This window comes from Kaistella sp., assembly GCF_049588135.1.
Classification (GTDB): Bacteria; Bacteroidota; Bacteroidia; order Flavobacteriales; family Weeksellaceae; genus Kaistella.
In genome coordinates this window covers 1-14,820 of the sequence record NZ_JBAVFG010000206.1, presented here as the reverse complement: position 1 = coordinate 14,820, position 14,820 = coordinate 1, and the positions used below count along the sequence as shown (strand labels likewise).

At 35.0% G+C, this 14,820-nt stretch carries 12 protein-coding genes; 1 reads left to right on the top strand and 11 read right to left on the bottom strand.

Annotated elements, in window-relative coordinates; genetic code table 11:
• Window positions 1-104: 104 nt before the first annotated feature.
• The 10 genes from WBY99_RS11275 to WBY99_RS11230 form a co-directional block, all read right to left on the bottom strand.
• A complete protein-coding gene (locus WBY99_RS11275) occupies window positions 105-1,475 on the bottom strand; it encodes an MATE family efflux transporter (RefSeq protein ID WP_423976433.1) in 1,371 nt (456 codons plus the stop codon).
• A 220-nt stretch (window positions 1,476-1,695) separates the two neighbouring features.
• The gene (locus WBY99_RS11270) at window positions 1,696-2,880 is read right to left on the bottom strand and encodes a sigma-54-dependent transcriptional regulator (protein WP_423976432.1); all 1,185 of its coding nucleotides are present in this window, start codon (window positions 2,878-2,880) and stop codon (window positions 1,696-1,698) included.
• A gap of 78 nt (window positions 2,881-2,958) precedes the next feature.
• On the bottom strand, window positions 2,959-3,627 hold the full coding sequence (locus tag WBY99_RS11265) for a YggS family pyridoxal phosphate-dependent enzyme (RefSeq protein ID WP_423976431.1): 669 nt from the start codon (window positions 3,625-3,627) through the stop codon (window positions 2,959-2,961).
• A gap of 532 nt (window positions 3,628-4,159) precedes the next feature.
• Complete coding sequence (locus WBY99_RS11260) at window positions 4,160-4,600, bottom strand: PepSY-like domain-containing protein (RefSeq protein ID WP_423976430.1); 441 nt, start codon at window positions 4,598-4,600, stop codon at window positions 4,160-4,162.
• A 127-nt stretch (window positions 4,601-4,727) separates the two neighbouring features.
• The gene (locus WBY99_RS11255) at window positions 4,728-5,732 is read right to left on the bottom strand and encodes a YncE family protein (RefSeq protein ID WP_423976429.1); all 1,005 of its coding nucleotides are present in this window, start codon (window positions 5,730-5,732) and stop codon (window positions 4,728-4,730) included.
• Between the two features lie 20 nt (window positions 5,733-5,752).
• Window positions 5,753-8,806, bottom strand: a complete 3,054-nt coding sequence (locus WBY99_RS11250) for an efflux RND transporter permease subunit (RefSeq protein ID WP_423976428.1) — start codon at window positions 8,804-8,806, stop codon at window positions 5,753-5,755.
• A gap of 25 nt (window positions 8,807-8,831) precedes the next feature.
• Window positions 8,832-9,758, bottom strand: coding sequence for an efflux RND transporter periplasmic adaptor subunit (locus tag WBY99_RS11245; RefSeq protein ID WP_423976427.1), 927 nt, complete (start codon window positions 9,756-9,758; stop codon window positions 8,832-8,834).
• Window positions 9,758-11,017 carry a TolC family protein gene (locus WBY99_RS11240; RefSeq protein WP_423976426.1) on the bottom strand — a complete coding sequence of 420 codons (1,260 nt, stop codon included), beginning with the start codon at window positions 11,015-11,017 and terminating at the stop codon, window positions 9,758-9,760. Before WBY99_RS11240 ends, WBY99_RS11245 begins: the two co-directional genes overlap by 1 nt.
• 91 nt (window positions 11,018-11,108) lie before the next feature.
• A complete protein-coding gene (locus tag WBY99_RS11235) occupies window positions 11,109-12,362 on the bottom strand; it encodes a sensor histidine kinase (RefSeq protein WP_423976425.1) in 1,254 nt (417 codons plus the stop codon).
• Complete coding sequence (locus WBY99_RS11230) at window positions 12,359-13,036, bottom strand: response regulator transcription factor (protein WP_423976424.1); 678 nt, start codon at window positions 13,034-13,036, stop codon at window positions 12,359-12,361. The genes WBY99_RS11235 and WBY99_RS11230 overlap by 4 nt, the downstream gene beginning before the upstream one ends.
• Before the next feature lie 200 nt (window positions 13,037-13,236).
• Here WBY99_RS11230 and WBY99_RS11225 point away from each other — a divergent pair, with 200 nt between their 5' ends.
• The gene (locus WBY99_RS11225) at window positions 13,237-13,425 is read left to right on the top strand and encodes a hypothetical protein (RefSeq protein ID WP_423976423.1); all 189 of its coding nucleotides are present in this window, start codon (window positions 13,237-13,239) and stop codon (window positions 13,423-13,425) included.
• 27 nt (window positions 13,426-13,452) lie between these two features.
• Here WBY99_RS11225 and WBY99_RS11220 read toward each other — a convergent pair whose 3' ends face one another.
• The gene (locus WBY99_RS11220; protein ID WP_423976422.1) at window positions 13,453-14,604 is read right to left on the bottom strand and encodes a tyrosine-type recombinase/integrase; all 1,152 of its coding nucleotides are present in this window, start codon (window positions 14,602-14,604) and stop codon (window positions 13,453-13,455) included.
• Between the last annotated feature and the right edge of the window lie 216 nt (window positions 14,605-14,820).

Genomic DNA, 14,820 nt, shown 5'->3' with positions numbered 1-14,820 from the left:
TAATTTTACTTTGTTTGAGATGATATTTAAAGAATTTAAGACCAACTTTTTACTTGGTTGTTTTCAATAAAGCAAAGCAAAATTCGCTTAAAAATTTCTGTTCTTTAAACAACCTTTTTGTCATAAGCATCAATATTCCTTTGGGAGAGTGTTAAAAACCTTCTTATTAATAAAAATGCTGAAATCGTTAAACCAATTCCCAGAGCAATCCACATTCCATAGGCACCCATTTCTCTGGTTACACAAAGATAATATCCCAATGGGAGAGTGATCATCCAATAAGAAACAAAAGTTAAAATACTCGGGATTTTCACATCTTGCATCCCTCGTAAAACGCCCAAAGACAGAATTTGCAAACCATCTGAAAGTTGGAATAGCGCTGCGATGATTAATAATTTTGAGGCTAAGAGAATTACTTCTATATCTTCTTTTTTAGTGAAAAATGTAGGGAGAACATCTCTTCCCGCAATGAAGATAATTCCACAAAGCACCATGAAAATAAAAACGATTTTCAGATTATTAACTCCAACATTTCTTAATTCCCGATAATTTCTTTCTCCAAACCTATTTCCTGCCATAATAGTAGTCGCAATACTGAAACCAATACATAGATTAAAAGTAAAGGAAGCCATCGATAATGCAATCTGATGGGCAGCAATATCTTTCGCTGAAATCAATCCACAAATAAAAGCGGCAGCGGCAAATGCAGTTACTTCAAAGAACATTTGTAAGGCAGTTGGCAATCCTAATTTGACTAGTTTTTGGAACATTTTCTTCTGAAAAAGTTTAGTTTTCAAGCTGAAATCATCCATATATCTTTTGGTGGAAGGATGTTTTCTCATTACAAAAAATAAGAAAACAACCATAAATATCCTGGCGATAAAAGAAGCATAAGCAGAACCATCAACGCCCATAGATTCCATACCGACTCCTTTAATAAAGACATAATTCAAAACGATATTGATGACGTTTGCAATAATGGTTGCTTTGGTAACGCCTACTGTAAAACTCAAACCTTCAGAAACTTCACGCATCGTTTGAAATGCCATAAACGGCAGAATACTGATAATGGTTATCCGCAAATAACTTTCGGTATCTGGAATGATATTCGTCGGCTGATTGAGATGATATAATAATGGTAAAGCAAATAACATCAGAATAACTAAAGCTAAACCAATCAACATATTCAGTACGAAACCGTGGCGAAAAATACGATTAATCGTCGTGTGGTCATTTTGTGACTGTGCTTCTGCAACCAATGGCGGAATTGCCAAAGAAAAACCCAAAGCCAAAACAAAAACAGAGAAGAAAACACCGTTTGCTAAGGATACAGAAGCCAGTGCATCTGCGCCTAACAGTTTTCCAACCATTATATTATCAAATAGTTGTACAGAAACTTGACCTACTTGCGTTATCATCACAGGAAGTGCTAACTGAAATAATCTTTTGGTGTGTACGGGATTTAAAATTTGCATAATATATAAAAAAATCTGCGGCAAATTTACTGCAAACTTTCTAGATATGTTTTATTTAGAGGCTTTTTGTTTCTAATATGAATAACTGTTAATGGGTATGAATCCATTTTTTTTTGAGATCAATTGCATCTGACAAGAAATAAAAAAACCAAAATACAAATTGGTACTTTGGTTTATTATTATAAAAATTTTATGATTTGGTTAGGCGAAAATTATAAATTTATTTTCTTACAAAATCGACAACATCTTTTTCATTAATCGGGTTTGATCCTAAAATAATCAATCGTTCGACCACATTTCTCAACTCCCGAATATTCCCAGTCCAACTGAAATTTTCTAAGGCTGTAATCGCTTTATCATCAAAGGTTTTCAAAGCAGTACCATGTTCTTCTGAAATAATTTTAGCAAAATGTTTTACCAAAAGTTTAATATCATCTTTTCTTTCATCCAGAGAGGGCACATAAATTTCAATAACAGAAAGTCGGTGGTACAAATCTTCTCTGAATTTCCCAGCTTTAATCTCGTCCTGCATATTTTTATTGGTTGCCGCTAAAACTCTTACATCTACTTTAATTTCTTTATCGCTACCCACTGGCGAAACTTTATTTTCCTGTAACGCACGAAGTACTTTTGCTTGTGCAATAAGCGACATATCTCCAATCTCATCTAGGAAAATCGTACCATTATTGGCTAATTCAAATTTTCCTTGCTTGTCTTTTATCGCTCCTGTGAAGCTTCCTTTTATATGTCCAAACAATTCGGACTCAATCAGTTCTGAGGGAATTGCCGCACAATTTACTTCAATCATCGGTCCTTTGCTTCGGTCACTTTGTGCATGAATCGCATGAGCAACTAATTCTTTCCCAGCACCATTGGGTCCTGTAATTAAAACTCTGGCATCCGAGGCGGCTACTTTTTCAATCATATCCTGAATTTTCTTCAACGCAGGAGACTCACCAATCATGTGATATTTTTTATTAACTTTCTTCTTTAAAGTTGTATTTTCTACTTTTAGATGTTGATTTGTTTTCTGTAAAATTCTTTTATCTAACGCATTTTTCACACTCGTAATCAATCGATTGATATCAATGGGTTTTGAAATGAAATCGTAGGCTCCCATTTTCAAACAATCTACTGCGGTATCGATATCGGCATGTCCCGAAATCATTACAAAAGTAGTATCGGGTTTAATTTGAAGTGCTTGTTTTAAGAGTTCGGTTCCAGAAACTTTAGGCATCTTAATATCAGAAACTACCAAAGCAAAATCTTCTTTCTCTATTTGTTTTAATCCATCTAAACCATCTTCGGCAATAACAAATTCATAGTCAGGTAATTCATCGGAAAGAATACTGTGTAAGACGCCAGAAATGGCTTTTTCGTCTTCAACAATTAAGATTTTTTGCATTATAAAAATTTATGGATTAAGTAAAAATATTGTTTGAATTTCGCAAACTATACTAGCAATAATCGTACCTAATGAGATTTAAGGATATGCTCTATATCCGAAAATTGCGGATCCGATTCTCACAGAATTCCCACCACATTCAATAGCAAGTGGATAATCATCGCTCATTCCCATAGACAAAACTTCGAGATTCTGCGATAAAGAAAGCTGGTCGAAAAGATGTTTTAGAAGTGAAAACTCTTTCTTAATTTGGTTTTTATTCTCTGTAAAAGTTGCCATCCCCATTAATCCAGAAATAATAATATTTGGAAATTTACCATTGAGGTAATCTAAAAATAACTCTTTAGCTTCATTGATTTCCAAACCATATTTGGTGTCTTCATCTGCAATTTTCACTTGCAATAATACTTTGATTTTCCGTTGATTTTTTCCTGCTTGTTTATCAATTTCTACGAGAAGCTTTTCCGAATCAACACTTTGAATAGTATCGATGAATGGAGCAATATATTTTACTTTATTCGTTTGGAGATGCCCGATAAGGTGCCACTGAATATCTTGTGGAAGTTGCGGATATTTCTCGATCAATTCCTGAACTTTATTTTCACCAAAAACTCTTTGTCCTAAATCATATACCAACTGAATCTTTTCTACAGGATGAGTTTTTGATACTGCAACGAGTTGCACATTTTCGGGTAAGTTGCTTTTTATTTTTTGATAATTCTCCGCAATGTTAGAAGATTCTTGCATTCTTTTAATAAGGATTTATTGATAGTGAAAAATAATAATGACCAAATGGAAGTCGAAATTTAAGGATTTAATCCTTTAATAACAAAAATTGATTGTAGAAAGGTAAGTTTAAAAAATGGTGAAAAGGACATCAAAGATTATTTCAAAGAACTGCAAAATGAAGGGAAAGAATTAGAACATCTTGTTGAAGGGATAAACTAAAGTTTAATGAGTATATTGTAGGTTCAACTTCGGTTATTGATTGTGAAAATCATACTGCATTTCATTTATATTAAAAATTATAAACGTATTCGAACCCCGCAGTTTTGTTTATATAAATAGGCGTTACAATGAAGTTTCCATAATGCTTAAGCAAAATCTCATCATATAAAAGGTAAGATAGCATTGGCAACAGCATCATATTGTTTATTTTGAAAGAGTTTTCTTTTGCAACACCTTGCACTAAAAATTGAGAAATAAGTCTTCATTGGAATGTGAAATTGGGTGAAATAAAAAAGGCAATTCATCAACATGAATTGCCTTCTATCAAATTTTAATCTTTCTCAACGACTAATTTCTGAAAGTTCCCATTTTGATCAAACAAAAGGTCGCCGCTTTTTACTTCAGCTTCATAAACTACAGATCCGTCAGCTTTTACAATTCTGGCTGCTTCTTTTATTTTGCCATATTTTTTTGCCGCAACATAAGAAATTACATTTTTCGGTAATTCGGTTACGCTCAAAGAAGTTTCGGTTTCTTCCTTCACGCCTTTTGCGTTATAAGTGGCGGAAGTTTCCTTGCCGTTTAACTTAAATTCTGCTTCATAAGTTCCGTGTTCATCATCCCATTTTACATTTTTAACCTGTGGGAAATCTTTCTTGAAAGCATTTTTTACAGCTGCCGGAACTTCTTCGCCTTTTTTCATTTGTTGTGCAGTGATGGTTCCAGCTCCAAGTGCTAAAATCAGTGATAGTACTACGATTGGCTTTTTCATTTTGATTTATTTTTAATTTTAGGATTGAATTTATTTCAATCTCTAATACAAATATGATCAACCAATCTGTAGAGAATCTGAATTTTTATCTCATTAAAAAAGTTTAACATTAAATTAATATTTCTTGCTACTGACCAATTTCCAAAATATGAAATAAGTTTTCTTTTAATGGCAAACGTCGCGCATTTTTGTCAACAGCAGAACCGAATTCTGACGTTGACACATAGATTTTTTGCGTATTTTCGTCCAAAGCAATTGTTCTTGCGCCCACTTCGGTTTTAATGTCGTTTAAAGCCACTATTTCATCCTTCGATTTTTCTAAATAACTCGACAAAACGCCAGAATAAGTGGAAGCAAAAATCATATTCGATTTCGGGTCGAAAACCACGCCGTCACAACCTTTTGCAAGGGGCAAACTATTGACGATTTTTCCGTTTTCAGCATTGAGAATTACCAAATGTTCTTCGCACGCAGAAAATAATCGGTGGGTTTTGTTGTCAATCGCCAAACCACTTGGACCAGTATCTTTTCCTAAAGAAAAATAATTCAGAACTTTTCCTTCCGCTAAATTAATTTCCGCAATTTTCGATTGATCTTCAATATTTACATAGATTTTTCCTTTTAAATCACTGACTAAATATTCAGGATTTCCGCTTAATTCAATTGTTTTTTCTACCGTTAAATTTTTAGGATTAATGATGCTCAAACTGTTGCTTCCTGCATTAGCAACGATTATTTTTTTAGAATACTCATCAAAAATGACGGCATCGGGTTTTTTACCAACTTCTATACTTGCTACTTTTGCATTGGTTTTTACATCAAAAACAAAAACCGTATTCGATTTTCCATTCGTAATGTAACCTCGGTTTTCTTGGTCGAAAGCAATTCCGTGAACGCCATTTTGGTTTTCAATGACTCCTTCAGAAGCCGAAGTTTTCGGATTAATAATATTCACTTGTGTAGAATGACTCGCATAAACGAAGTGATTGTTTGGATTAACTGTCAAATAATCCCAACCGCCGTTTCCAGAAACTGGGATGGATTTTAATACTTTGAAAGATTCGTTTTTTGACTGCGCTTTTGTTTGAATAAAAAGTGCAGCAAGTGCTAATAAAAGCAGTTTTGTTTTCATTCTGTTTGATTTAAAATTAATTAAGATGCTGTTTCTGAATTTTTATCTGAAGATTTTTCTTTAAAATTGAATTGATTGAGAAGCGTCGGAAAAACGATGAGCAGCAAAGGCAACGCAACTAAAAAACCACCAATCACGGCAATTGCCAAAGGTTGATGCATTTGTGCGCCGGTTCCAATTCCCAAAGCGAGTGGCATCAAAGCGATAATTGCGCCCAAAGCAGTCATTAATTTCGGGCGCAATCTGGTACTGATGGCGTAAATTAAAGCATCTTCTTTGGATTTTTTTTCTAAAGTTTCTTCAAACTGCAAATAGGTGAAAATGGCGTTTTCGCCGATAATCCCGACCATCATGATTAAGCCTGTATAACTTCCGACATTCAGCGGCGTTCCGGTTAAAAACAATAAAATAAAACTTCCGGAAATTCCTAAAACGGAAACCAATAAGATGAGAAAAGCCACTTTTAAATTTCTAAAAAGAAATAAAATCGTAGTGAAAACCAGCAAACTTGAAACAAATAATATTAAAAGCAATTCGCTGAAAGATTTTTGCTGTTCCGCATAAGCACCGCCGTAAGAAATGCTATAACCCGTTGGAAGTTTGATGTTTTTACCGATTTCTGTTTGGATTTTTTTAATCGTTCCGCCCAAATCGCCGTTATCCAAACGTGCGGTTACAACGCCCATATTTTGCAAATCTTCGCGTTCTACTTCTGCAGAACCTTTTAAAATAGAGACTTGCGCAAATTCTTTCAGCGGTTTCAATTGTCCGTTGGGTAAAGAAATCATGCTGTTTTCGATTTCCTGAAGCGATGCGTTCGATTTATTATTATACAAAATCCGAATCGGCGTGAATTGGTTTTTATCAAATAAATCACCGACCGTATTTCCACTTAAAATGGTTTGGGTTTGGTATTGAAAATTCTGTGGCGAAATTTGATATTGCGCTAAAACAGAGAAATTCGGGTTAATCTCAATCGAAGGTCCTGCAATGATAATCCCATCGAAAACATCGGCTGTTCCCTGAACTTTTTCTACAATTTTAGAAACCTGCTGCGAATATTTTTGGAGCGTAGGAACGTCATTTCCAAATATTTTTATTTCAATAGGTTGCGCGCTGCTCATTAAATCGCCGAGCATATCCGTAATAACCTGCCCGAAATCGACGGTTAAAGGCAAACCGGTTGCTTCAATTTTACTTCGGATATCATCGGTAACTTCTGCCGTTGTTTGGGTTCTGTCTTTTTTTAAATTAATTAAATAATCGCCACGATTGGGTTCGGTAATAAAAAATCCCATTTGCGTTCCGGTTCTTCGGCTATACGCTTCAACTTGCGGATTTGCTTTAATGATTTTTTCGACTTCGCGAAGTTCGCGATCGGTTTCTTCCAATGAAGTTCCGGGCGGCGAATTGTAATCCAAAATAATACTTCCTTCGTCCATATCCGGTAAAAATCCGGTGGAAATATTTGGAATAATGAATGCGGTAATAACAACCAAAAGTACCATAAACAGATAAGAAAAAACAGGTTTTCGGATGAAGAATCCTACCCATTTTCTTTCTTTCACCTCGTGATGAATTTCCTCTTTTTTGGGCGTTCCTTTTTTAGATAAAAACAAATAAATAACGGGCAACAAAAGCCAAGTCACGAAAAATGAACTCACCAAAGTGATAATCATCGTGTTCGTCATCACTTTAAAATAAGCACCCGCAACACCGCTCATCAACATAAAAGGTAGAAAAATAACAATTGTACTCAATGAAGAACCGACCATCGCTTTCAGCAAATAATTGACGGCTTTTTGAACTAAAATTTTGCTATTTTCCTCCGGGAATTCTTCATGAGTTCTATGGATTTGTTCTACAATGACAATCGCATCATCGATGATTAAACCAATTGCAGCGGCGATTGCGCCCAAAGTCATAATGTTAAAAGTCGCTCCAGTTGCATACAAAATAACCATCGTTAAACAAATCGTAACCGGAATGGTAATTAAAATCGTTGCACTTGCTTTCCAAGATTTTAAAAATAAAATGGCGACAACTATTGCTAATAAAAGTCCGATCCAAAGCGCATCTGTAACACTTTTTATGGAACTGTTCACAAAATCGGCTTGCACATAATACGGTTTTATAACGACATCTTTTGGCAACGTTTTTTGCAATTCGGCAATTTTAATTTCCATCGCCGCGGAAACATCTACAACATTTGCGTTCGGTTGCTGAACGACCGCTATCAGAATACTTTCGGTTCCGTTGGCGTTTACTTTGATGTATTGTTTTGCGCTGTGAACTTCAATTTTGGCAATATCTTTAAAATAAACAATTCTATTTCCATCATTTTTTAAAACCACATTTTGAAGTTCATCAATATTGCGGATTTGGGAATTGGTCAGCGTTAAATACAGAAAATTGTAATCTGAAGAAAAACCGTTGGATTTGATGAAATTGGTTTCATTCAGCGCAGTTTCAATGTCTTTCGGGTTTAAACCCAATCTTGTCATTGTTCCCTGGTCGAGAATTGCCCAGAATTCTTTGTCTTGTCCGCCAATAATTCGAATATCACTCACTCCGTCAACCTGCGATAGAAAAGGTTTTATGGTATAAAGCGCGAGTTGTTTCAGCGCAATTGGCGAAAGAGAAGTCGCATTCAAAGTGTAACCCATCACCGGCAAAATCGCGGGATTCATTTTTTCAACCGTGATATTGATGTTGGGCGGAAGTTGGTTTTTGATTTCATTAATTTTCGCTTCAATTTGTTGTTGGCTCAAATCAATATTGGCATTCCAATCCATGAAGGCAGAAATCTCGCAACTTCCTCTGCTCGTGGTGCTTTTCAGCAGTTGCAAATCGGGGATTTGTTTCACCGCATTCTCCAAAGGTCGAGTTACGGCAACCGTCATTTGGTCAATTGGCTGTTCGCCGGCTTCTGCAATAATTTTTATTTTCGGAAAAGTAATCTGCGGAAAAAGGGAAGATTTAATTTTGGTGTAGGAAAAAACGCCGCCTAAAATAAGAAGCAGAATCATCACCAAAAGCGGATTTTTATATCTTACAAAAAAGGAGTTTTTCATTGTATTTTAATCTTATTTTGTAGAATTAAGGTTCAATTTTAACCTTAGCATTGTTTTCTAAACCGTAATTTCCAGAGGTGATAATTTGGTCTTTTAAACCAATGTTTCCGGAAATAATTTGCACATTATTGTTGTTTTCAACGCCTTTTACGATGTCTATTTTTACGGCGGTATTTTTATCTTTTAATTTCATTACCCAAAATTTAGTCTGCGTTTCATCGGTTAAAACTGCACTTTTTGGAACATAAATTCCGGTGTCATTTTGTTGATGTTTTAAATTAATAGTTACAATTAAATTCTCTGGGATCGAAACATTGTCATTCGGTTTTACCAAGACTTTTTCGGTTTGAGAAATGGGATCAACACCAGGTAATAATTTTGCAATATGACCATAAATTGTTTTTCCGTCGGGTAAATTAATTTCTAAATTCTTATTATTGATGAGCATTTCGTGGTATTCATAGGGAACATTCATCACGAAACCAAAACTTGAAGCATCGGTAATTCCTGCCAGAATATCGCCTTCCTGCACATAATCTCCAATTTGATGATTTAAAGAATTCACAAATCCACTTGCGGGACAAGTGACCGTTGTAACGCCTGAAAAGCGAAAAGAGGGATCCAGTTTATTAATGGTGTTTCCCAATGCGCGCGATTCTTTGGTTTGCACAGAAAATAAAAACTGACCTTTTCGCACCGCATCGCCCAAATTAATTCTCACATTCGTGAGGTAACCTGTAGCGTTGGATTTCACGTCAGATTTCAATAAATAAGTCGCCGTTGCATTAATGGAGATATCATTGTTAATGGAAAGGGTATCTGTCGGAAACGCCACCGTAACTGGTGTTGCCGAATTGATGACGGGTTCTTGCGCAACGGTTTCCGAATTTTTCTTGCACGAAATTATTAAAATCGAAAACAGAAAAACGGTTATTATTTTAAGTAATTTCATTATTGTAGAATTATATTTTCATATTGATTTTCAAGTCTTAAAACTTGCATTTGGTACTGCAAAAGTCCACTTTTCAGAGTGGTGTAATTGGTGATTGCCAATATGAAATCGACCATTTTTACGTCGCCTGTTGGCAATTGTTTCAGGTTGGCTTCGATCAAAGTTTTGGCATATTTCATTTGCGTATTCGCCAGATTTACCATTTCCTTATATCGCACGATTTGATTTTTAATTTGAGATTTTTGCTGCTCAAATTGTTTCTGGTAAAATGCGGTATAATTTTTCCGAGTGTCTAATTCTATTTTTTTCTGTTCCAAAGACAATTCCCTTTGATGACCGTCGTAGATTGGAACCGTTAAAGAAAGCCCTGCGCTGATTCCGAAGTTTTTGTACGGCGTTTGGATCAATGCGGAAGAATAACCGCCATCGGCAAAAACCGAAATTTTCGGTTGGTAATTATAATTGATGAGTTGAATGTCGTTTGCCAGTTTCAAACTGTCTGTTTTGAAAGTTTGGGCATAAATACTTTCTTTAAAATCAGATTCAATTTTAGCATTAAAAGTTGGTGCTTCTAAATCTAACAACTCTTTTTCATCGTTTCCAGAAAGGAATTGCAACAATCCAAAATTATTTTGAAAATCGGTAGAATGTTGTTTTTGGAGCAGTTCATTTTGTTGTTGCGTCACTTTAAAAGTTAAATAATCGGTTTGCCGAAAAACCGATTTCTGGGTTAAAGTCTTTAAAATTAAATCTTCCTGCTGAAAAATATGGATGATTTCCTGATCGATTTTCGTTTGCTCCTGGTTTTCATACGCCAAAAGATACTGTTCGGTAATTGCTTTTTTGAGATTAAGCGCAGACAAGTTTTTCTGATTTAATAATTGCTGTACCGCAAGCGAAAAGGAATTGAGTTTGGCTTGATAGCTCTTTTTGCTGACGAAGTCTCGAGAAACCCTGCCTAAAAGCGCGAGATTCTTTCCGTTGATGGTAGAATTCCCGTCATAGCCCCAGTTTTTTATTTGTGGCGAATAAGAAGCATCTGCGATTCCATTGACTTTAAAACCATAATCACGTTGCATTTTGATGCTGTCTAAAGCCGTGATGCTGATCTGATTTTTCAAATCCTGTAAATTGGGATTGGCTTGCTGAGCGGTTTCTAAATAGTAGTCGAGCGTATTTTTGCTTTGTGCTTTGTACCCAGAATGAACCAGAAACAAAAGCATCAGCAGAACGAGTTTTATTTTTTTCGGGAAAGCCATTTTTTACAACATCTGGTAATTATACTCAAAATTACTATTTAATTCTGTGCAAAATCTGAATTTCAAAAAGATTCTAAGGCAATTTTAGAAATTATTCCCGATTTAATATAAACTGATGTTGGTGCGCTTCGAACTGATATTTTAATTTCAAATGGAATGCGGTTGCGATTTCTTTCGCGATTTCCAAACCCAATCCTGTTCCTTTTTCCTGCGTGTTTTGGCGTTGAAATCTTTTGAATAATTTATCCTGATCCAAAGCCAATCCTTCTGATCTATTAGAAATCTTCATTTCGTTTTTATGAATGGTGATTTCTACTTCACTTTCTTTGGTGGCGTATTTTAAAGCATTAAATAGTAAATTTCCCACTAAAACTTCAGCAAGACCAAAATCGATTTCTACGATGAGTGCTTCGGAAATATCTTTTTTTAGGGTGAGGTTTTTAAATTTAATCTGTTCCTGATAATTTTTAATAAAAGAATCCACAATTAGATTAAAATTGACGGGCTGAATATTCGTAAACTGTTTGTTTTCAATTTTAGAAAGAAGTAAAAGAGCCTGATTCAGTTTGCTCATCCGTGTGGTGGCGGTCGAAATATCGTTTAGGATTTCTGCCTGTTGCTCGGAAATGGAATCGGTTTGCCAGAACAATTCAATATTATTCTGAACGATTGCGAGTGGCGTTTGCAGTTCGTGGGCAGCGTTTTCGGTAAATTCCTTTTGCGATTGATAGACTTTTTTGTTGTTCTCCGATAATTCGTTAAGCGAATGATTCAAATCATTGAGTTCACTTATTTTGCCGGGTGCTAAATGTAAACCTTCGGCATGATCGACGCGGAAGTTCTTTAATTGCTCCAAAGTATGGTAAAAAGGTTTCCAGATTCTTTTTTTTACCTCAGTATTGATGAGCAATAAAGTAGCGGTAAGTGCCGCCAAAACGGAGAGGAGCAGATAAAGAATGCTTTTCATTAAATCTTCGCTTTCGACTAAAGATTGGCGAATTTGAACATTAAAAGTGCCGTTTGGTGTTTTCACAGGAAATTCCAGAATACGGTAAGATTCCGTTTCTTCATCTAGCTTATTATAAACATCATCGGTGAAAATTTTGTCTTGTAGAAGTTGTTTGGGGTTTTGTTCAATGGTGATTCTGTCATCAAAATTTACAAAATTACCGGAGGATAAATGTTGAAGTTTTTCGGTAATTATTGTTTTTTGATCTGCTAAATTTTCATCAATATTATGGGTTAAAACATTTTGAATCGCAAGATAAAAAAGGGGGATAGAAATCAGCATGACCAATATCGTACCGCCGATGTAGCGCAGAGAAATGTAGTGCGTCAGTTTCATAATGCTTCTAATTTGTAACCCATTCCGTACACCGATTTGATGTAATCTTGCGCTCCGGAAGAGGCTAGTTTTTTCTTAATGTTTTTGATATGGGCGTAAAGAAAATCAAAGTTATCGAAAAACTGAATATTGTCTTCTGCAATATGTTCGGCGATGGCGTTTTTAGAAATAGTTCGGTTTTTATTGACGGAAAGATAGAGTAGGATATCAAATTCTTTTCGGGTGAAATCGATTTGTTTTCCGTGGTAAGTAATCAATTTTGAATCGGTGTTAATCTCCAAATCATTGACGATGATGGAGGTGTTTCCCTTAAATTGTCGTCTTCTGATTACAGCAGAAATCCGTGCGCCTAATTCGGAAAGGTGAAATGGTTTTGCCAAATAATCATCGGCACCCAGTTGTAAACCGTTGATTTTATCGTCTAAAGAATTTTTTGCGGAAATGATGATAACGCCATCGGACTTTTCATCTTCTTTCAATTGTTTTAAAAGATGGAGACCGTTACCATCGGGCAAAGTAATATCCAACAAAACACAGTCGTATTCGTAGAGTTCGAGTTTTTCTTGCGCTGTTTCAAAATTGTTCGCTAGTTCGCAGATGTATTTTTCATTTTTAAGATAAGTTAAAATACTTTTGCTCAGTTGTTCTTCGTCTTCAATCAATAGAATTTTCATAGGAATTTTTTGGAAAATTAAATTTTAAATCTGAATTAAATCTGAATTCTATTCATTTTCAGTTCCAGGGCGAGTTCGGCGGGTTTCATGGTGTGATTTTTTTTAAAGATTAAAGGTAATGCTTATTTTCAGGATTTTATTTTAAGCTTGAAATGAAAATCGGTTTCTTTTTTTTTAAGATTCATCTTAAAAAAAAAGCCATGGGAAAAGTACATTTTTTATTGGGTATCAACGGAAAAGTGGGTGGTTTTGTGTTTTATGAACTGAACGGTCAGCAGATGGTACGCAAAATAGCGGAGAAGAAAAAAAGCACGAAAACAGAAGGTCAGAAGATTGTGTTGCAGCAAAATACAGAGTTTAGTAAGGCTTCGGTGCATGAATATTTATAGGATTTTTGCGAAAGTTTGACACTTGAGTTAAAGTTTATCCAAAGGAGATTTTACTTTGTTGATCAATTGGTTGGCAACATGGGTGTAGGTGAGTGTTGTTTTGATATCATTATGCCCAAGAAGCTTTTGAATCAAAAAAATATCGGTTCCATATTCCAACAAATGAGTTGCGAAGCTGTGACGCAAACTGTGGATTCCAACTGTTTTAAAAATTCCTGCTTTTTTCATGGCATTTTTGAAAACCGCCTGTGCGCTCCTTACGGAATATTTGCCGCCATATTGCCCTTGGAAGAGGTATTCTTTGGGATGAAATTCCTTATAATACATGCGTAAATCCTGCAAAATACTTTCTGGCAAATTCACGTATCGGTCTTTTTTACCTTTGCCTTGTTGGATCAAAACCTGCATTGTTTTGCTGTCAATGTCCTCTATTTTCAAGTTTACAATTTCACTTACCCGAAGTCCCATTCCATAGCAAAGTTGTAAAATTAATTTGTGTTTGGGATTTTCTGTTTTCTGTAAAATCTTCTGAATTTCAGTAGTATTCAACGCTTTGGGAAGAAGCAGTGGTTTTTTGGGACGCGGGATATCAAAAAACATTTTTTCTTTGTGCAATACTTTTTCAAAATAAAATTTGATGGCATTTATTCTGCTGTGAAGATGGTTTTCCGAAATATTTTGCTCGTTAATACAGTATAGAAAATAACTTTTCAGGCGTTCTTCTGTTAAATTTTCTACGGGGAAATCCTTTAAAATATAGAGCAATTGTGCAAACTCATTCACATAGGTTTTTATTGTGTTTTGGCTTAAAGCTCTCAATTTCAGTTGATTGATAAAATTTTGTAATGCTTTTTGATTATTGGGCTGAACTTTCAACAAAGCATCTTTCCCAATAATTTTGATTTCTAAACCAAAAAGTTCTCTGTTGAATTGATTGTCTGCGATATACCATTTTTTTTCGGTGTTACTCCATCTTGGTTTGGTTACAGATTTCAACATTTTTATCAATTCAAAATCTTTCGGAAAAATGACCCACAAAATATTTTGCTCCCGATGGCAATCGGGTTCTACAACAAAAAGAGTTTTATCGAAAAGAAGCGTTTGTTGTTCCATAAAAACCAGTTGCGCAAAAGGAATATTCTGAGTTGCGTATTTTACTTGCGTATTTTTATTATTCAAAGGTAATGAAAATATAATGTACTGATGTACAGTGTATTAAAATGTTAAAATAAATTTGCTGAATCAAGAAACTTGCGTATATTTGAGAGTTAGAGCGCAATTTTATAAGCCAGATTGGTTTTTTTGTTGAAAAGTTTGGTTTATAAAGCAGGGATTAAAAGAGGCAAAATAGAAGATTTTGCTAGGCAAACTTTCAAAGAGATCTTTGTCTGAAAG

Coding starts and splice junctions, on each gene's coding strand:
- WBY99_RS11270 (WP_423976432.1), bottom strand. CDS start 2,880: ATGCAAAAAATCTTAATTGTTGAAGACGAAAAAGCCATTTCTGGCGTC.
- WBY99_RS11245 (WP_423976427.1), bottom strand. CDS start 9,758: ATGAAATTACTTAAAATAATAACCGTTTTTCTGTTTTCGATTTTAATA.
- WBY99_RS11240 (WP_423976426.1), bottom strand. CDS start 11,017: ATGGCTTTCCCGAAAAAAATAAAACTCGTTCTGCTGATGCTTTTGTTT.
- WBY99_RS11235 (WP_423976425.1), bottom strand. CDS start 12,362: ATGAAACTGACGCACTACATTTCTCTGCGCTACATCGGCGGTACGATA.
- WBY99_RS11230 (WP_423976424.1), bottom strand. CDS start 13,036: ATGAAAATTCTATTGATTGAAGACGAAGAACAACTGAGCAAAAGTATT.
- WBY99_RS11275 (WP_423976433.1), bottom strand. CDS start 1,475: ATGCAAATTTTAAATCCCGTACACACCAAAAGATTATTTCAGTTAGCA.
- WBY99_RS11250 (WP_423976428.1), bottom strand. CDS start 8,806: ATGAAAAACTCCTTTTTTGTAAGATATAAAAATCCGCTTTTGGTGATG.
- WBY99_RS11255 (WP_423976429.1), bottom strand. CDS start 5,732: ATGAAAACAAAACTGCTTTTATTAGCACTTGCTGCACTTTTTATTCAA.
- WBY99_RS11225 (WP_423976423.1), top strand. CDS start 13,237: ATGGGAAAAGTACATTTTTTATTGGGTATCAACGGAAAAGTGGGTGGT.
- WBY99_RS11265 (WP_423976431.1), bottom strand. CDS start 3,627: ATGCAAGAATCTTCTAACATTGCGGAGAATTATCAAAAAATAAAAAGC.
- WBY99_RS11260 (WP_423976430.1), bottom strand. CDS start 4,600: ATGAAAAAGCCAATCGTAGTACTATCACTGATTTTAGCACTTGGAGCT.